This window comes from Lactococcus sp. LG1074 (assembly GCF_017309525.1).
Taxonomy (GTDB): Bacteria; Bacillota; Bacilli; order Lactobacillales; family Streptococcaceae; genus Lactococcus; species Lactococcus petauri.
On the sequence record NZ_CP071293.1, the window covers coordinates 482,812 to 500,742 of the forward strand.

The 17,931-nt window shown below is 38.0% G+C and carries 15 protein-coding genes and 1 pseudogene; 13 read left to right on the forward strand and 3 right to left on the reverse strand.

Annotation, left to right across the window (positions count from 1 at the left end; all coding sequences use genetic code 11):
- Positions 1 to 76: 76 nt before the first annotated feature.
- From J0J36_RS02330 to J0J36_RS02340, 3 genes are all read left to right on the forward strand, one after another.
- Positions 77 to 736, forward strand: a complete 660-nt coding sequence (locus J0J36_RS02330) for a GyrI-like domain-containing protein (RefSeq protein WP_153924578.1) — start codon at positions 77 to 79, stop codon at positions 734 to 736.
- Complete coding sequence (locus J0J36_RS02335; protein WP_019292050.1) at positions 733 to 1,392, forward strand: uracil-DNA glycosylase; 660 nt, start codon at positions 733 to 735, stop codon at positions 1,390 to 1,392. The genes J0J36_RS02330 and J0J36_RS02335 overlap by 4 nt, the downstream gene beginning before the upstream one ends.
- A gap of 103 nt (positions 1,393 to 1,495) precedes the next feature.
- Positions 1,496 to 2,200, forward strand: coding sequence for a Bax inhibitor-1/YccA family protein (locus tag J0J36_RS02340; RefSeq protein WP_004258993.1), 705 nt, complete (start codon positions 1,496 to 1,498; stop codon positions 2,198 to 2,200).
- Between the two features lie 56 nt (positions 2,201 to 2,256).
- On the opposite strand, the gene J0J36_RS02345 is transcribed toward J0J36_RS02340, so the two are convergent.
- Positions 2,257 to 3,081: a Cof-type HAD-IIB family hydrolase gene (locus J0J36_RS02345; RefSeq protein ID WP_019292049.1), complete on the reverse strand. Its 825-nt coding sequence runs from the start codon at positions 3,079 to 3,081 to the stop codon at positions 2,257 to 2,259.
- Positions 3,082 to 3,445: 364 nt separating this feature from the next.
- Here J0J36_RS02345 and J0J36_RS02350 point away from each other — a divergent pair, with 364 nt between their 5' ends.
- The 8 genes from J0J36_RS02350 (at position 3,446) to J0J36_RS02385 (ending at position 14,601) form a co-directional block, all read left to right on the forward strand.
- Positions 3,446 to 4,867, forward strand: a complete 1,422-nt coding sequence (locus J0J36_RS02350) for an NCS2 family permease (protein ID WP_019292048.1) — start codon at positions 3,446 to 3,448, stop codon at positions 4,865 to 4,867.
- Between the two features lie 76 nt (positions 4,868 to 4,943).
- Positions 4,944 to 6,044, forward strand: a complete 1,101-nt coding sequence (locus J0J36_RS02355) for a YdcF family protein (protein WP_019292047.1) — start codon at positions 4,944 to 4,946, stop codon at positions 6,042 to 6,044.
- A 75-nt stretch (positions 6,045 to 6,119) separates the two neighbouring features.
- Positions 6,120 to 7,124 carry a competence protein CoiA gene (locus tag J0J36_RS02360; protein ID WP_019293087.1) on the forward strand — a complete coding sequence of 335 codons (1,005 nt, stop codon included), beginning with the start codon at positions 6,120 to 6,122 and terminating at the stop codon, positions 7,122 to 7,124.
- Positions 7,108 to 8,913, forward strand: coding sequence for an oligoendopeptidase F (gene pepF / locus J0J36_RS02365; protein WP_019292045.1), 1,806 nt, complete (start codon positions 7,108 to 7,110; stop codon positions 8,911 to 8,913). The genes J0J36_RS02360 and pepF overlap by 17 nt, the downstream gene beginning before the upstream one ends.
- Positions 8,913 to 9,596 carry an O-methyltransferase gene (locus J0J36_RS02370; RefSeq protein WP_019292044.1) on the forward strand — a complete coding sequence of 228 codons (684 nt, stop codon included), beginning with the start codon at positions 8,913 to 8,915 and terminating at the stop codon, positions 9,594 to 9,596. Before pepF ends, J0J36_RS02370 begins: the two co-directional genes overlap by 1 nt.
- 97 nt (positions 9,597 to 9,693) lie before the next feature.
- On the forward strand, positions 9,694 to 10,602 hold the full coding sequence (locus tag J0J36_RS02375; RefSeq protein ID WP_019292043.1) for a peptidyl-prolyl cis-trans isomerase: 909 nt from the start codon (positions 9,694 to 9,696) through the stop codon (positions 10,600 to 10,602).
- Positions 10,603 to 10,851: 249 nt separating this feature from the next.
- Positions 10,852 to 13,470 (forward strand): alanine--tRNA ligase, encoded by a 2,619-nt coding sequence (gene alaS, locus J0J36_RS02380; RefSeq protein ID WP_040086562.1) that lies wholly within the window; start codon positions 10,852 to 10,854, stop codon positions 13,468 to 13,470.
- A 339-nt stretch (positions 13,471 to 13,809) separates the two neighbouring features.
- Positions 13,810 to 14,601 carry a MurR/RpiR family transcriptional regulator gene (locus J0J36_RS02385; protein ID WP_019292041.1) on the forward strand — a complete coding sequence of 264 codons (792 nt, stop codon included), beginning with the start codon at positions 13,810 to 13,812 and terminating at the stop codon, positions 14,599 to 14,601.
- Between the two features lie 17 nt (positions 14,602 to 14,618).
- Here the strand turns inward: J0J36_RS02385 and J0J36_RS02390 are convergent.
- Together J0J36_RS02390 and J0J36_RS02395 are read right to left on the reverse strand one after the other, a co-directional pair.
- Positions 14,619 to 14,894, reverse strand: a pseudogene (locus tag J0J36_RS02390) (aquaporin); the annotation flags it as partial.
- Positions 14,895 to 14,985: 91 nt separating this feature from the next.
- Positions 14,986 to 15,543, reverse strand: a complete 558-nt coding sequence (locus J0J36_RS02395) for a histidine phosphatase family protein (protein WP_153924583.1) — start codon at positions 15,541 to 15,543, stop codon at positions 14,986 to 14,988.
- Positions 15,544 to 15,846: 303 nt separating this feature from the next.
- Between J0J36_RS02395 and J0J36_RS02400 the strand changes: the two genes are divergently transcribed.
- On the forward strand, positions 15,847 to 17,280 hold the full coding sequence (locus J0J36_RS02400; RefSeq protein ID WP_019292038.1) for a 6-phospho-beta-glucosidase: 1,434 nt from the start codon (positions 15,847 to 15,849) through the stop codon (positions 17,278 to 17,280).
- Between the two features lie 67 nt (positions 17,281 to 17,347).
- A complete protein-coding gene (gene smpB, locus J0J36_RS02405) occupies positions 17,348 to 17,815 on the forward strand; it encodes an SsrA-binding protein SmpB (protein WP_019292037.1) in 468 nt (155 codons plus the stop codon).
- The last annotated feature ends 116 nt before the right edge of the window (positions 17,816 to 17,931 follow it).

Genomic DNA, 17,931 nt, shown 5'->3' on the forward strand with positions numbered 1-17,931 from the left:
GAGTTGCCAGCGACAAAGAAAGGAGAGGAAAGTGGAAAAAAAGAAATAATTTTCTGCTTATTTCCGATACCAAACAATGACAGATTCTATAAAAGTAGATTTTAAAAAAACTGAAAAAGAGTTTTATTTTCCTAAAAAAATTGAAGTAATTACTGTACCTGAGATGTTTTATTTGACTGTTTCTGGTCACGGTGCACCAGCTGGTACAGCTTTCCAAGAAGCGATTGCTTCACTTTATCCTATAGCATATGCTATTTCAATGTCCTACAAAAGAGAAGATGTGGTGATTCCACAGTTTTACCGTTTTGTTGTGCCGCCCTTGGAGGGTTTGTGGACAAGCCGGACGGCTCCAAAGGCTAATGAGCCTCTACGTAAAGAAGAACTGATTTGGAAAGTTATGATTCGGATGCCAGAATTTGTAACTGAAGAAATTGTTGAGTGGGCGAAAAAAGACACAGCTTCAAAGAAAAAACAAGATTTTTCTCAAGTAAAATATGAAAAGATTACAGACGGACTTTGTATTCAAGCCATGCATAAGGGGAGTTTTGACGATGAAGCTGAAACTTTTACTTTGATGGAGGAATTTGCCGCTGCAGAGGGCTATGAACTTATCCACAAAGAATTCCATCATCGTGAGATTTATCTTAGCGATTTCCGGAAAACTGCCCCAGAAAAGTTAAAAACCGTATTGCGCCAATATGCACAAATTAAAATGAAGGAGAAGGAAGGACAATGAAAAAAACGGATTGGAGTGAACCTTTAAGAGAACGATTGCCTCAGGAATACTTTTCAACCCTTGTTGATTTTATCAATGACGTTTATTCACAAGGCAATGTTTACCCGCCTGAGGATAAGATATTTCGAGCGATTGAATTGACTGCTTTAGCTGATGTCAAAGTTGTACTAGTTGGACAGGATCCTTATCCACAGCCGGGTAAAGCTCAGGGACTAAGTTTTTCCTATCCAGCTTCCTTCGTGGTGAATCGACCAGACTCTATTGTCAATATTCGGAAAGAACTTAAAAGCGAGGGCTTTGATAAAGAGGATTCAGATTTAACACATTGGGCTGAGCAAGGGGTTTTATTGCTCAATGCTGTACTTACCGTCCCTGAGATGAAGTCTAATGCTCATAAAGGAAAAATTTGGGAACCTTTGACAGATGAGATAATAAAAATTGCTTCGGATGATGATCGTCCAAAAGTCTTTCTCTTATGGGGTGGTGATGCACGTAAGAAAGCGAAGCTGATTGATTCTTCTAAGCATTTAATACTTGAATCTGCACATCCTTCACCTCTTTCTGCTTCTCGTGGCTTCTTTGGCTCACAGCCATTTTCGAAAGCTAATACCTTTTTAGAAAAAACAGGACAAAAAGGGATAGATTGGTCAAAATAAGAAAATTATGAAGAAAGAACGCCAAACTAGGACTCAAGTCTGATGACAGCCTTGTAAATTTTTGGTAAAATAGTCTTAAAGGTATATTAGAAAAGGAGATACTATGGAAAATCCATTTATAAATAATAATAGAAGTCAAGTATCGCTGAATCAATTTTTTGCTCGCATTTATGGGATTGTCGGAATTGGAGTTGCTGTTTCAGCACTCACATCTTTTTTAACAATAAATATTTTCTGGGATGCAGCTCAGAACTTGGTGAATCGTGCCGGTTTTGCAATGCTTATCATTTGGTTCTTACCACTGATTCTCATCTTCCCAATGCAAAATGCAGCCATGAAAAATAAACCCACGGCTTTGCCTATGTTTATTGGTTTCTCAGTCTTGATGGGCTTCATGATGAGCTTCACAATTGCAGCTTATACAGCTTCTGATGTCACTTTAGCCTTTGTATCAACTGCTGGAATGTTCTTTGGTCTTTCAGTCTATGGACGTACAACTAAACGTGATTTGTCTGGTATGGGGCGTGCCATGATGGGTATGCTGATTGGTTTAATCATCGCAGGGGTTATTAACATCTTCTTAAGAAGTCCAATGGTTGTCTTTGTATCTTCAATCATCAGTGTCCTCGTTTTCAGTGGGCTGATTGCTTGGGACAATCAAAAGATTGAGCATGTTTACCGCCAAAATAACGGTAATGTAAGTAACGGCTGGGCGATTAGCATGGCGTTATCACTCTATCTTGACTTTATCAACCTTTTCCTCTCACTCTTGAGAATCTTTGGATTTATGGGAAACAGTCGTGATTAATAAAAAACTTCATCAATTGATGAAGTTTTTTTATTTTTTGGGGGTTAGATAAGCAACTACTTCAAAAAGAGTTCTTCTAATTTATGGGCAACCCCGTCCTCATCATTTGTCCACGGAAGAATTTCAGTGGCATGTGGTGTGAGGCGAGTGGAGGCATTTTTCATAGCATAGGCTTCCTCAGCAAATTTAAACATTTCGATGTCGTTATGCTCGTCACCAAATGCTATAAGGTTTTCTTTTGGAATTTCGAGAACACGGAGAAGATGCTTGAGACCAGAAGCTTTGCTGACACCTTTGAGGACAATTTCTAAAACGCCATTAGGACCGCCCCAGCCACTTACACTGATTTTTCCGTTATAATGATCTTGGATTTGCTTGGCCAGACGAAATTTATCTTTTACTCGTGTAGAAAGGAGTACTGCATGCGGATTGTCATCGAGACGATCTGCGCGCAAACGATTGTAGGGATGGAACTGTTCGACACCAAAAAGTTTAGGGGTTACGTTCCTGAAGTTATTAAGGAAAAATTTACGGCGATATTCAACCGCAAAAAATTCTAAATCAAAGTTTTGTTGATGGCGTAAAAAGTCAAAGACGAATGAACGATCAATATAATGACCTTTGGTGTACTCCCAATTACGATTGTCTGGCTTGGAAATCAAAGCACCATTGAAGTTGATCATCGGACTTTTAAGTTCGAGTTCGCGATAAATATCAACAGCCATACGGAAAGGACGACCCGTGGAGATGCAGATGATGTGGCCTTGCTCCTCAATACGTTTAAAAATATATTTTGTATAGCGACTGATTGTACGCCCGTCGCTATGAAGCGTTGTGCCGTCAAGATCAATGGCAATCAATTTTCTATCTTTGTTTTCCATACTTAATCCTTTAAAATATTTCTTATTTTTTATTATACCAGAAAAGCACTAAAGCTGCTTTTGGTCTAGGTTGCTTTTTAAGAAATAAGACGTGGAGTGTTCATTAATTAAGTAATCTACAAGACACTATGAAAAATAAAATTTATGTTTTTGACAACAATTATTAAAATGGACGAACTTTTATAAATATTTATAAGTCTCTAGTTCGGTATTTACGAACATATACGGACTTGTTTTTTTAAATGACTCGAAATTCCTTGTTTCAAACTTAAAATTTATTTATACTGAACATGTATCATTTTATGACGTGTGTCACGAAAAACGAATGTGGCATGCAACTTTTTATTAAAAGGAGAATTTATTCGTGAACAAGTTCTTTAAACTTGAAGAAAACGGCACTACTGTGGGCCGTGAAATTATGGCAGGTATTACTACCTTCTTTGCTATGAGCTACATCTTGTTTGTCAATCCTGATGTTTTAGGATCAACAGGGATGCCCGTTCAGGCAGTTTTCTTAGCTACTATCTTAGCTTCAATTGTGGGTTCGGTAGCTATTGGTTTAATCGCCAATGTTCCTTATGCCCTTGCACCAGGTATGGGAATTAACGCCTTCTTTGCTTATACTGTTGTTCTTTCATTAGGCTACACTTGGCAAGAAGCTTTAGCAATGGTCTTCATTTGTGGTATTGTCAATATTATTATTACATTTACTTCAATTCGTAAAGCAATTGTTTTAGGAATTCCTGAGAGCTTACAACACGCTATTGGTGGTGGTATCGGTATTTTCATCGCTTATATTGGTATTAAAAACGCTGGTATTCTTGAATTTATTGCATCACCAGGTACTTATACGGATAACCACGGCACTATCACTGCAGATTCAACAATTGTTCCTGGCTTAGTTAAATTTGATGATCCTGGTGTTCTTGTTGCTTTAGTTGGTATTTTAGTAACAATGTTCTTTGTTCTCCGTAAATGGAAAGCAGGGATTCTCTTGTCAATCGCAGTAACGACTGTACTTGCACTTTTAACAGGTGTTACAAAAGTTGATATGTCTACACTTTTTGCAGACAACAATCTCGGGACAGCAATCAACGAGATGGGAACAACTTTTGGTGCTGCTTTTGGTCCTAAAGGTTTTGGTAGTTTATTTTCTGATTCATCTCGAATTATTGAAGTTTTGATGACAATTTTGGCCTTCTCGTTAACCTCAATCTTTGATCCGATTGGTACGTTCATTGGTACAGGTCGTAGCACAGGAATCTTTACAGATCAAGATTTTGTGGATATGGCAAATAGCAAAGGTTTCTCATCTAAAATGGACAAAGCACTCTTTGCTGACATGATTGCTACACCAATCGGTGCGATTTTCGGAACTTCAAATACAACTGTTTATGTAGAATCAGCAGCTGGTATTGGAGCAGGCGGACGTACAGGCTTGACTTCGATTGTCGTTGCTGTGATGTTTGCGATCTCAAGTCTTTTCTTACCATTACTTGCCATTGTTCCAACGCAAGCAACGGCTCCAATTTTGATTATTGTAGGTATGATGATGTTGTCATCATTCAAGGAAATCAACTGGTCTGAATTGAGTGAAGCTATTCCAGCCTTCTTTGCTTCAGTATTTATGGGTCTTGGCTACTCCATCTCATATGGTATTGCTGCTGGCTTTATCACTTATATCTTCTCAAAACTCTTTACAGGTAAGATTAAAGAAGTAAAACCAATTATTTGGGTTGTCGCAATTGCATTTGCCTTAAATTTTGCAGTACTTGCTATTCTCTAAAAATAACTCTATAATTTGTACACTATCATGAGAGAAATCCGCTTTTATCAGCGGATTTTTATGTTAAAATAAAGACATGGAGACACCACTTATTATTGCATTTTCGGTGATTAGTTTTTTAGCTTTAATCCCGACCGTCATTTTTTATACAAAGTCGCATCGTTTGAAGGATATGAGAACTTTACGTTTAGGACGACTTACTATTGGTTTTTTAGCCAGTCTTTTTGTACTGTTTAACGGTATTATGGGGATTCTTTTTTCGGCTAATTATAATTCACATTCCAATATCATTTTAGCCATAATTATTATTGAGCTTGCCCTCTTTTTGATTCCTACTTTTATGATTAGTTTTGTCGTACCTGTGGGGATTGTGGTTTTAACGATTAAAATGTGGCGGCGTGAATCACATAGTTTAGCGAATTTGATTTTGCCGGCCATTATGTTTGTCTTTTTTCTAGTCGATTGGCTCTATATTCGAGTTTCTACTTTATCTGAAGGTTGGCTTTGGCTACAGCTCTTGAGCTACGTTTATCCTGTGTTGGCCTTTTATCTTGTCTGGCAATTCACGGTTTTCTTTTTTGCTAGCTGGACATATGGACGTCGTTTCCGTAAAAAGTCTTCAAAATATCACGTGGTTCTAGGCTCTGGACTGATTAATGGCCAGTTTGTTAGCCCCCTTTTAGCTAACCGTATCCGTGCAGGAATAAAGGCTGCAAATGATAAAACTATAATGGTTTTCTCTGGGGGACAAGGTAGTGATGAACAACTTGCGGAAGCACTAGCGATGCAAAAATACGCTGTCGAAGAACTGGGCTTTCCCAAAGAACGAACCTTGGTTGAAGATCAATCAAAAACAACTTTTGAAAATTTAAAATTTTCATCTCAGTTGATTGAAAAAATTGAACAGAAAGCCGATGAAGAATTTCTCTTTTTCTCTTCGGACTATCACGTTTTCCGAGCGGCTCTCTTTGCTGCTCAACAAGGATTAAATGCGCAAGGAGGGATTGGAGGAAAAACACCTTTGTACTTCCGTCTTCCAGCATTTATTCGTGAGTTTATCGCAGTGATGAACAGTCAAAGACGTAAACATATTTTTTGGGTTGGCTTAATCACAGGTGTATTCATAGCATTTGCTCTTTTTATTCTTTTTATGGATCACTTTGTACTTAACCGTTAAGATATAAAGACTCGGATTTTCCGAGTTTTTTTGTTTGCCTTGTGACTTTTAGAGCTATTCTTCGTACTATTTGATATGTTAATAGCTTTGGATAAAGACGGAAAAACAATTAATCTCCTTGACAATTCTTCAATTAGTGGCCCTTTTTATTGCCCAGCCTGTAAGTCGCCCCTTCGTTTAAAAAAAGGGAAGATAAAAATTCCTCACTTTGCTCACATATCCGTAAAAAATTGTGACTCTTGGAGCGAAAATGAATCTGCACAACACTTGGGCTTAAAACTCAGTTTGTATCAATGGTTTAAGAAAAAAGAGAAAGTTGAGTTGGAAAAGTATGTGCCAGAAATTAAGCAAACGGCTGATTTGTTAGTAAATGATAAACTTGCTATTGAAATACAGTGTTCGCCGCTTTCTTTGCAACGTTTAGAAGAGAGAACGGTAAGTTACAAAGAAAAAGGATATTATGTCCTTTGGCTTCAAGGAAGGGACTTATGGCTTAAGAATAACCTATCATCTTTGCAGAAAAATTTGCTCTATTATTCAGCAGTGAGAGGTTTTTATTTTTGGGAATTAGACTGGAACAGAAAAAAACTACGGTTGAAATCATTGGTTTATCAAGATTTGAAAGGACGACCGATTTATCTTACTGAAGAGTTTGACTTCTTTCAAGAGAATCTCTTAGAGCTCTTACGCCAACCCTTTCGAGAAGGAGAAGATCTTAGTTTAGATGCTCCAAAACAGGAAGAGTTACAGTTGTTTGTTCAGAAACAACTGTATTATCAAGTGCCAAAATGGCTTAAAATGCAAGAAAAATATTATGAACAAGGAAAAAATTTGCTAGACCTCAATTGGAATAAGAGCTACTGGAGTCCTCCAGGCTTAAACTTATTGACCTTTGACTTTTCCGATGATACGCCAGAAAGCTTTTTTCAAGTAGATACTCCCTTGGAAAAATATTATCACAGCTTCTATGAAAGTTTTCAGTTACAAGAACACGAAAAACTGCATACACCAAGCTTCTATGCTATAATTAAAGATAAAAATAAAGTGAAAAACGGAGAATGGAATGGCAAAAAAACGTGATGAAATAGCTGAAAACTTAACTTGGGATTTGTCAACTGTGTTTGAAAACGATGCCGCCTGGGAACTAGAACTTAAAAGAGTTTCGGAAAGATTAGGGACGGTAAAGCACTACGAAGGACATCTTCTAGATAGCGCTCAAAGCTTATTAGAAATCACGGAAATTGAGCTGGAAATCTCGCGTGCTGTGGAGAAGGTTTATGTCTATGCCTCAATGAAACATGACCAAGATACGCAAGTGAGTCGTTACCAAGAATACGAAGCCAAAGCCACAAATTTATATGCCAAGCTTGGAGAAACCTTTGCTTTTTACGAGCCGGAATTCTTAGCTTTAACGCCAGAACGTTATGCAAGCTTTAGAAGAGAAGAACCCAAACTGGAGCAATATTCTCATATGTTTGACCGCCTTTTTGCTAAAAAGGAGCATATCTTAAGTCCAAAAGAGGAAAAACTCTTAGCCAGTGCTAGTGAGATTTTTGGTGCAGCCGCCGAAACTTTCGAAATTTTTGACAATGCTGATATTGAGCTTCCGATGATTAAAGATGAAAAAGGGCAGGAAGTACAGCTGACACACGGTAATTATATCTCGCTCATGGAAAGTAAGGAACGTCAGGTGCGAAAGGCAGCTTATCAAGCCCTTTATAGCAACTATGAACAGTATCAGCACACTTATGCTAAAACGCTACAAACAAATGTAAAAGTCCATAATTTTAAGGCGAAGATGCGTGGCTACCATTCAGCCCGTCAAGCAGCTTTATCAAGTAATTTTATTCCGGAAGAAGTTTACGATAAGCTTTTGGAGTCGGTTAATAAATATTTGCATCTTTTACATCGTTATATTAAATTGCGTGAGCAAATTTTAGGGTTAGAGAACGATTTAAAGATGTATGATGTCTATACACCCTTATCGGACTTGGATTATAAGTTTAACTACTCCGAGGCAGTGGAGAAAGCGGAAGAAGTTCTTCAAATTTTTGGACCTGAATATGCGAACCATGTTAAAAAAGCCTTTGAAGAGCGGTGGATTGATGTAGCTGAAAATAGCGGTAAACGTTCGGGTGCTTATTCAGGGGGATGCTATGATACAAATGCTTTTATGCTGTTAAACTGGCAAGAAACTTTGGATGATTTGTTCACCTTAGTACATGAAATGGGCCACAGTATGCATTCCACATTTACACGAGAAAATCAACCTTATGTTTATGGGGACTATCCAATCTTTCTTGCAGAAATTGCTTCAACAACCAATGAGAATATCTTGACTGAAAGTTTACTTGCGGAGTCGACAGATGAAAAAGTGCGATTTGCTATTTTATACCACTGGCTTGATGGTTTCCGTGGCACTGTTTTCCGTCAAAGCCAATTTGCTGAATTTGAACATGAGATTCATAAAGCTGATCAAGAAGGAAAAGTTCTGACTAGCGAATTCATGAACCAGCTTTATGCGGGGCTGAATGAAAAATACTACGGTTTAGCTGCTCAGGAAAATCCTGAAATTCAATATGAGTGGGCTCGCATTCCGCACTTCTATTATAATTTTTATGTCTTCCAATACGCAACAGGCTTTGCCGCAGCAACTTATCTTGCTGAGGCTATCGTTAATGGTGGCCCAGATGCGCGTGAAAAATACCTCGCTTATCTCAAAGCAGGATCAAGTGATTATCCACTGGCTGTGATTGCTCAAGCAGGTGTGGATATGGAAGAAACAACATATTTAGAATCAGCATTTGCTGTTTTTGAAAAACGTTTAATTGAGCTAGAAAAATTAGTCGAAAAAGGAGCCCATTTATAATGGTTTTAACATACAAGAGAACAAGTAATCCGATGATGAATCGTCCCGTAGTCAAGGAGGAAATTGTTGACTTCATGCGCGAGCGTCAAACGCAAATTACTGGTCCACTAAAGAATGTTGAGACCTTTGCTCATGAGAACAATATCCCGATTATACCTCATGAAACAGTAGTGTATTTCCAAATGCTTTTGGATTTAATGAAGCCCCAAAGAGTTTTGGAGATAGGAACTGCTATTGGTTTTTCTGCACTTATGATGGCAGAAGCAGCACCAGATGCTGAAATAATTACTATCGATCGTAACCCAGAAATGATTGCCTTGGCTAAGGAAAATCTAGCTACCTATGATTCAAGAAAACAGATCACTCTCTTAGAAGGTGATGCTGCCGATCTTTTGGCAGATTTGCAAGGGGAATTTGATTTTATCTTCATGGATTCAGCGAAATCAAAATATGTAGAATTTCTGCCTCGTGCCATGGAGTTGCTTTCGGAAAATGGTGTGATTATCATGGATGATATTTTCCAAGGCGGAGAAATACTTATTCCAATTATGGAAATTAAACGGACGCAGCGTGCACTTGAACGTGGGCTTCGTCGTCTCTTTGATGAAGTTTTAGACAACCCTAAATACCGCGCAAGTATGGTTCCTTTAGGAGATGGAATATTAATGATTAAGAAAGTTTGACATTGTAAATCAGTTTAGGTTTATTTAATGTTTTGTGTTATAATATTGTTACAAGAAACAAATGTATCAAGGGAATATACCCAACAAGGAGAAAACTTTGAAATTTAAAAAATTGAACATCTTACTCGCAACAGCTGTTGCGGCTTTAGGACTTGTCACACTTTCAGCTTGTGGAAATAATAACTCTACTGGAGCTAATATTATCACAATGAAGGGTGACACAATCAATGTAGAAGATTTCTACAGTGAAGCTAAAACTTTTCCAAATATGCCTGCCACATCTCTTTTACAAAATTTGACAATGTCGAAAATGTTTGAAAAAGATTTTGGCGATAAGGTTTCAGATAAAGATGTTCAAGCGAAGTTTGACGATACTAAAAAACAAATGGGCGAACAGTTTGCTGCAGCTTTGCAACAACAAGGATTTACTGAAAAAAGTTATAAATCTTACGTTCGTCTTCAACTCTTGCAAGAATATGCCATTGAGAAAAAAATCTCAGACACACAATTTACAGATGCTAACTTGAAGGCAGCTTGGGCAGATTTCCATCCAGAAGTTGAAGCGATTGTTGTTCCAGAAACAACTAAAGATGCAGCAACTAAGGCAGTAAAATCTGCGAAATCAGATGCAGCTAAGTTTGAGAAAGACAATGCAAGCAACAAGCAAAAATTTGATTCAACAAGTACTACAATTCCAAAAGAAGTTCAAACTGCAGCCTTCAAATTGAAAAATGGTGAAGTTTCTGATGTTATCGAATCAGCAAATGCCTCAACTGGTGCAACAAGCTACTATGTTGTGAAAATGATTAAAACTTCAGATAAAGGTTCAGATATGAACAAGTATAAAGATAAACTTAAAGATGTAATCAAGGCAGAAAAAATGGCAGATACAACTTATGTTGCTGGTGTGATTGGTGAATACCTTAAAGCACATAATGTCACTGTGAAAGAAGAAGCCTTCTCAACAATCTTCTCACAATTTACATCAAGTTCATCATCAAAATAAATGAATGAAATGACTTTACAGAGAGTCGACATGTGGTGAAAGTCGATAAGTCAACGTGCTGAAAACCTCAAGGTTTTCAAATAGCAGGGAAACTGCTTTACCAAGCAAAAAGAGACGATGGATTCATCGTGAATGAGGGTGGTACCGCGTGAGTGACGCCCCTCGTTTACGATGAATTTTTTGTTTTTATATTGTGTTTTTATTCACAAATCGAAAGTAAATGAAAATTATTTTATTAGGAGAATAGCTATGAAAAAAATGACTTCAACAGAAGTACGTCAAATGTTCCTTGATTTCTTCAAATCAAAAGGGCATTCTATTGAACCTTCACAATCTTTAGTACCAGTGAACGACCCAACTTTACTCTGGATCAACTCTGGTGTTGCGACATTGAAACAATATTTTGACGGTTCAGTTGTGCCAGAAAATCCACGTATTACAAATGCGCAAAAATCGATTCGTACAAATGATATTGAGAACGTAGGTAAAACAGCGCGTCACCATACAATGTTTGAAATGCTGGGGAATTTCTCAATTGGTGATTATTTCCGTGAAGAAGCTCTAGCTTATGCTTGGGAGATGCTTACAAGTAGTGAATATTTTGATTTTCCAGCAGAAAAACTTTACATTACTTACTACCCTGATGATAAAGATACATTTAACCGTTGGGTGGAGCTCGGTGTTGATGCAAGTCATTTAGTTCCAATCGAAGACAACTTCTGGGAAATTGGTGCAGGACCTTCAGGACCAGATACAGAAATTTTCTTTGATCGTGGTGAAGCTTACGATCCTGAAAACATTGGTTTGAAACTCTTGGCTGAAGATATCGAGAACGACCGTTACATCGAGATCTACAATATCGTTTTGTCACAATTTAATGCTGATCCAGCTATTCCACGTAGCGAATATAAAGAGTTGCCACAGAAAAATATTGATACGGGAATGGGACTTGAACGTATGGTTTGTATCATCCAAGGTGGTAAAACAAACTTTGATACGGATCTTTTCCTCCCTATCATTCGTGAAATTGAACGTATTTCTGGTAAAACTTACGATCCAGATAGCGACAACATGAGTTTTAAAGTTATTGCGGATCATATCCGTGCACTTAGCTTTGCTATCGGTGACGGTGCTTTGCCAGGAAATGAAGGACGTGGCTATGTTCTTCGCCGTCTTCTTCGTCGTGCTGTTATGCACGGTAAAAAATTAGGCATTGAAGGTAAATTCTTGGCTCAATTTGTTCCCGTTGTTGGTAAAATCATGGAGTCATACTACCCAGAAGTTCTTGAAAAACAAGATTTTATCATGCAAATTATTGACCGTGAAGAAGAAGCTTTTGGCCGTACAATTGATGGTGGAAGCAAACTCTTAGATGAATTGCTTGCCAAACTTAAAGAAGAAGGCAAGACAATGCTTGAAGGGCAAGATATCTTCCGCCTTTACGATACTTATGGTTTCCCAGTAGAGTTAACTGAAGAATTAGCTGAAGATGCTGGTTTCAAGATTGACCATGAAGGTTTTAAAGCAGCGATGAAAGAGCAACAAGATCGTGCACGTGCTGCTGTCGTTAAAGGTGGTTCAATGGGCGCACAAAACGAAACACTTCAATCTATTAAAGAAGAATCTGAATTCCTTTATGATGTTGAAAAATATGATGGCAAACTTCTTGTGGCAGTTAAAGATGATGAAAAAGTGGATACTGTAAGCGGTGAAGCGCAACTTATTTTCGATAAAACACCATTCTACGCAGAAATGGGTGGACAAGTTTCTGACCACGGTGTGATTAAAAATGCTGCAGGCAAAGTTGTTGCAGAAGTTAAAGATGTTCAACATGCACCAAATGGTCAAAATCTCCATATGGTTGACATTCTCTCTACTCTTGTAGTCGGTGAAACTTACACACTTGAAATTGATGCAGAACGCCGTCATGGTATCATTAAAAATCACACAGCAACTCACTTGCTCCATGCAGCATTGCACAATATTGTAGGTGAACATGCACTTCAAGCAGGATCACTTAACGAAGTAGAGTTCCTTCGCTTTGACTTTACACACTTTGCTCCTGTAAGCAAGGAAGAATTGGCTGATATCGAACGTCAAGTTAACGAAGTGATTTGGCAATCATTAGCTGTGGAAACGGTAGAAACTGATATTGAAACTGCTAAAGAAATGGGCGCAATGGCTCTCTTTGGCGAAAAATATGGTAAAAATGTTCGTGTCGTTAAAATTGGTGATTACTCTGTCGAACTTTGTGGTGGTACACATACAGCAACAACAAGTGAAATTGGTCTCTTCAAGATTATCAAAGAAGAAGGTATCGGATCAGGCGTTCGCCGTATTGTTGCCGTAACAGGCCAAAAAGCTTATGAAGCATTTAAAGATGCTGAAAATACGCTCAATGAAGTCGCAGCAGTTGTGAAAGCACCACAAGCTGCTCAAGTCGTGTCAAAAGTAACAGCTATGCAAGAAGAACTTAAAGCGGCTCAAAAAGAAAATGACGCATTAGCAGGTAAATTAGCTGCAAGTCAATCTGATGAAGTCTTTAAAAATGTTCTCAAAGCAGCAGGTACAAGTTATATTGCTAGTGAAGTTGCAGTACCAGATGTAAATGGTCTACGTAATCTTGCAGACATCTGGAAACAAAAAGAGTTGTCCGATGTTCTTGTCCTTGTTGCGAAGATTGGTGAAAAAGTGAGCCTGTTAGTGGCAAGTAAAACAGCTGATGTTAAAGCTGGAAACTTGATTAAAGAGCTTGCACCTTACATTGACGGCCGTGGAGGGGGTAAACCTGATATGGCTATGGCTGGTGGATCGAAAGCCGCTGGAATTCCAGAACTTATCGAAAATGTAGGTTCCAAACTTTCTTAATAATAAAATAAAAAAACTTTTAGTAGCTGATTAAGTCTAACTGGAAGTTTTTTTATATAGAGGTACATCTCAATATTACTATTTCGAAGAAATAAAAAAATGTAATGTGAAAAAGTGATCTGTATAGGAACTTTTTGATAAATTTAGTTTCCATTTTTCATTATCATCATGTTCTATTACATGAATGAGATGTTTTAAACATCCCGTCTAAATGCCTGATTATAAGGAGAAACGAGCTGTATTTATAGTTGATAGTTTTTATTTGCTCCTGTATTTTGTAATAAAAAATGTGCTATACTGGATGCAAGAGTAAGGAATACGGTAGAGGGAGAGAAAAAGATGCTTGAAGATAATAAGCTTAATGCGCTCAATGATTTGGAAAGTAAAATTTTTGAGGAAGTTGTTAAAGCACCAGAAATTATCATGAACATGACCATTCGTGAATTTGCTTCGACTGTCCATGCTTCGCCTACGACAATTGTACGTATGACACATAAGTTAGGTTTTTCAGGCTGGAATGAACTCAAGACTTATTTGCAAAAACAAAAACACCAAATTTCGCTGAAAACAGAAGATCCAAAGTATGATAATCTTCTTGCCTTCGAGCTCTTTACTAAACGTTTATTGAGTCCTGAATATACTGCCCTTATTGATGAGGCTGCAAAGCTCCTAGAAGAAACCGAGTATACGGTTTTTATGGGTGTTGGAACTTCAGGTGCCTTAGCGGATTATGGCACAAAATATTTTAATAATGCCGGATTACCTGCTTTTGAAGTCATTGATCCTTATCAACCACTAATGACAAATAATGCCAAAACAATGACAGTTGTAGCACTCTCTATTTCTGGGAAGACCAACTTTATTATTGCTCAGATTGTTGCCTATAAAAGAGATGGCGTTAAGGTTATTGCAATCACTAATGAAGTAAATAACACAATGGCTAATATGGCCGATATTTCTATCCCCTATAATGTGGCACATGAGGGTTCAAAGGTACACGCATTGGGGAATTTAACGACACAACTTCCTGTGATGGCTATTTTAGAACAATTAGCGCATAAGACACAGGAAATACGCCAAAATAAGAAAAATAAACTGATTGATGACACATTTAAAAGCAACTTTGTTTAAAGTTGCTTTTTATTTGTTTAATAAATCAGTTGCTTGAATAATAAAGCGGCCAGAACAGCGCCAACAAGAGGTGCAATTGCCGGAATCCAAGCATATGCCCAATCAGAAGTCCCCTTATGTTTAAGTGGTAAGAGTATATGCACAAGACGAGGACCTAAATCTCGTGCAGGATTAACGGCAAAGCCTGTTGTTGAACCTAAAGATAAGCCTAAAGACATGATAATAACGGCGATAAAACCAGTACTTACTCCTGAAGGAAGTTCGTTTTGTCCCACAGCTAATACAGCCAGAACAAGAAGTGCTGTCCCCTATCATTTTTATATCCTTAAAATTTTCTAGAAAGTTCAAAAGGCATCGGCTATGCTCGATGAGAAAGATGCCTTTTTATAACAGTGAGATTGATTCGATAAAGGTAAAGATTCCTTCATCATAAGTAAAATGAAGGCAAGCCAAGTTACCGAGTGGCACAGGAGGTTGACTCTCAAAGTTAAAAATCTTCTCCTGAGTAAAAAAATGCATTGCTGCACCGTGAGAAAGGGCGAAAACCTTATCGTGCTTGTTTAAACATTCTGATAAACTTTGGTACATCCGCTCAGAGACCTGATGACTGCTTTCACCACCAAAATTTTTGAAGTATGTCGTTTTATCTATAGGTTCCAAGTAATCACTATGCCCCTCATAGGCTCCAAAATTCATTTCTTTAAGACCTTTCAGGCGGCTATATTCTTGATTGGGAAATAACAATTCTAGAGTGTCAGAAGCCCGCTCTTGTGTGGAAGAGTAGAAGGCATCAAAGCAAAGTCGTTTTGCTCGAAGTCGTTCTCCTGCCTTAAGCGTATCATCGATTCCTTTTGGTGTCAGTGGCGAATCACTCCAACCTTGCGTGCGCCCTTGCATATTAAATAGAGTTTGAGCGTGGCGCATTAAATACAATTCTTTCATTAAGAGCTCTCCAGTTTTTTATTTGTGCATTTATTATACCTTTTTCAAAAAATGGAAGCAAACGCTCTCAGGTACTCTTTCGTATTATTAAGGAATTGGTTGGAACAGCGTGATATGTATATTTAAGAGAAGTTAACAAAATAATATGGGTTGTTTTTTAGCCTTTTGTTTCGAGAAATAGGAACAGACTTTCCATATTTCCGACAGATTGCTCTGATAATTTTTGCTATAATGAAAATATTGATAACGCATACATTCCGATGATGTATCTACAATAATCTAAATTATACAAAGGAGCATATAATGCCATTATCTAAAGATTTTCTCTGGGGCGGTGCAACAGCTGCCAACCAATATGAAGGCGGCTGGGATCAAGGTGGTCGCGGACTTGCCAATGTGGATTTGGCCCCACATGGCTCACGCCGTGAAGCTATTATTTTAGGACTTGAAAAGCATTTGCAGCCAGAAGAAGGACTTTTCTATCCTGGACATGAAGCTATTGATTTTTACAATCACTGGCAAGAAGATATTGCCTTGTTTGCTCAAATGGGATTTAAAACTTTCCGTATGTCTATTGCTTGGTCGCGGATTTTCCCAAAAGGTGATGAAACTCAACCTAACGAAGAAGGCTTAATGTTTTATGAAAAGGTCTTTAAAGAGCTACGTAAGTATGATATCGAGCCTTTAGTGACCATTACGCATTTTGACATTCCAATGCACTTGGTAACAGAATATGGGGGCTGGCGTAATCGTAAGTTGGTTGGTTTTTATGAAAACTTAGTCACTGTCCTCTTTACACGCTACAAAGGTCTGGTCAAATATTGGCTTACCTTTAATGAAATCAATGTGCTCTTGCACGCTCCGTTTATGGGTGCAGGTGTTTATATTGAAGAAGGAGAGAATCGTGACCAAGTCCTCTTTACTGCAGCACACCATGAACTTGTTGCCTCAGCCTTGGCGACAAAAATTGGCCACCAAATAGATCCGGAAAATAAGATTGGCTGTATGGTAGCTGCTGGAGATTACTATCCTTGGGATTCAAAACCAGAAAATGTTCGTGAAGCGCTCGATAAAAACCGTGAGAATCTTTTCTTGATTGATGTACAAGCACGTGGCAAATATCCAAATTATTTCTTGAAACAGCTGGAACGTGAGGGCCTTACTTTGCCTATTCTTGAAGGTGATGAGGAACTTCTTGCTCAGAATACTGTTGATTTTGTATCCTTCTCTTACTATTCAAGCCGCGTTGCGAAAGTTCAGGAAGAAGGGGATGAAGAAACATCAGGTAATATCTTCGCCTCAGTTAAAAACCCTTATCTCAAAGCATCTGAATGGGGCTGGCAGATTGATCCTGTGGGGCTACGCACAACCATGAATACACTTTACGATCGCTACCAAAAACCACTTTTCATTGTTGAAAATGGTTTAGGAGCTATAGATAAACCAGATGAAACAGGTTATGTAGCAGATGATTATCGTATCGCTTATATGGCTGAACATATTTCAGAAATGATTAAAGCAGTCGAGTTGGACGGAATCGAGCTTCTGGGCTATACTTCATGGGGCTGTATTGACTTGGTATCTGCTGGAACAGGCGAGATGTCTAAACGTTATGGTTTTATCTATGTTGATCGTGATGACCAGGGAAATGGAACCCTAAAACGTACACCGAAGAAATCATTTGACTGGTATAAAAAAGTGATTGCTTCAAATGGGCAAGATTTAAGCAATAACTAATCGAAAAATTTGAAGCTAAACTTTTGAAAGAAAAGCAACATCCCTACTTTTTTGCTATAATAAAATTATGGTAAAAAATACAGTAGATAAGCCCCTGGCCCAAAATAAAAAGGCCCGGCATGATTATGAAATTTTTGAAACGTTTGAGGCAGGGATTGTTCTAACAGGAACAGAAATCAAATCGGTTCGTCAGGCAAAAATTCAACTTAAAGATGGTTTTGCTCGGGTACGAGATGGTGAAGTTTGGCTTTCAAATGTTCATATTGCACCTTTCGAGCAAGGAAACATCTTTAATGTGGATGAACTGCGCACGCGTAAACTTTTACTTAAGAAAAAAGAAATCGTGAAGATTGAGAAGGAGTTGACAGGAACCGGAATTACTTTTATTCCTTTAAAAGTTTATCTGAAGAATGGTTTTGCCAAGGTTTTAATGGGACTCGCACGAGGAAAAAAACAGTACGACAAGCGTGAAACACTCAAACGTAAAGAGCAAAATCGTGATATTGCTCGTCAAATCAAGGCCTACAATCGCTAAAAAGTAAGAGACAATTGTTTCTTGCTTTTTTTTGTAGCAATAATAAAAAGTAAAACCGTTTACTTAGCGTTTACCTAGTATTTACGAAGCATTTACAATTAGAGGTTGCCAACAGT

Excerpts from the sequence above, each read along its gene's own strand:
- J0J36_RS02330 (WP_153924578.1), top strand. The coding sequence starts at position 77 with ATGACAGATTCTATAAAAGTAGATTTTAAAAAAACTGAAAAAGAGTTT.
- J0J36_RS02335 (WP_019292050.1), top strand. The coding sequence starts at position 733 with ATGAAAAAAACGGATTGGAGTGAACCTTTAAGAGAACGATTGCCTCAG.
- J0J36_RS02340 (WP_004258993.1), top strand. The coding sequence starts at position 1,496 with ATGGAAAATCCATTTATAAATAATAATAGAAGTCAAGTATCGCTGAAT.
- J0J36_RS02345 (WP_019292049.1), bottom strand. The coding sequence starts at position 3,081 with ATGGAAAACAAAGATAGAAAATTGATTGCCATTGATCTTGACGGCACA.
- J0J36_RS02355 (WP_019292047.1), top strand. The coding sequence starts at position 4,944 with ATGGAGACACCACTTATTATTGCATTTTCGGTGATTAGTTTTTTAGCT.
- J0J36_RS02360 (WP_019293087.1), top strand. The coding sequence starts at position 6,120 with ATGTTAATAGCTTTGGATAAAGACGGAAAAACAATTAATCTCCTTGAC.
- pepF (WP_019292045.1), top strand. The coding sequence starts at position 7,108 with ATGGCAAAAAAACGTGATGAAATAGCTGAAAACTTAACTTGGGATTTG.
- J0J36_RS02370 (WP_019292044.1), top strand. The coding sequence starts at position 8,913 with ATGGTTTTAACATACAAGAGAACAAGTAATCCGATGATGAATCGTCCC.
- alaS (WP_040086562.1), top strand. The coding sequence starts at position 10,852 with ATGAAAAAAATGACTTCAACAGAAGTACGTCAAATGTTCCTTGATTTC.
- J0J36_RS02385 (WP_019292041.1), top strand. The coding sequence starts at position 13,810 with ATGCTTGAAGATAATAAGCTTAATGCGCTCAATGATTTGGAAAGTAAA.
- J0J36_RS02395 (WP_153924583.1), bottom strand. The coding sequence starts at position 15,543 with ATGAAAGAATTGTATTTAATGCGCCACGCTCAAACTCTATTTAATATG.
- J0J36_RS02400 (WP_019292038.1), top strand. The coding sequence starts at position 15,847 with ATGCCATTATCTAAAGATTTTCTCTGGGGCGGTGCAACAGCTGCCAAC.
- smpB (WP_019292037.1), top strand. The coding sequence starts at position 17,348 with ATGGTAAAAAATACAGTAGATAAGCCCCTGGCCCAAAATAAAAAGGCC.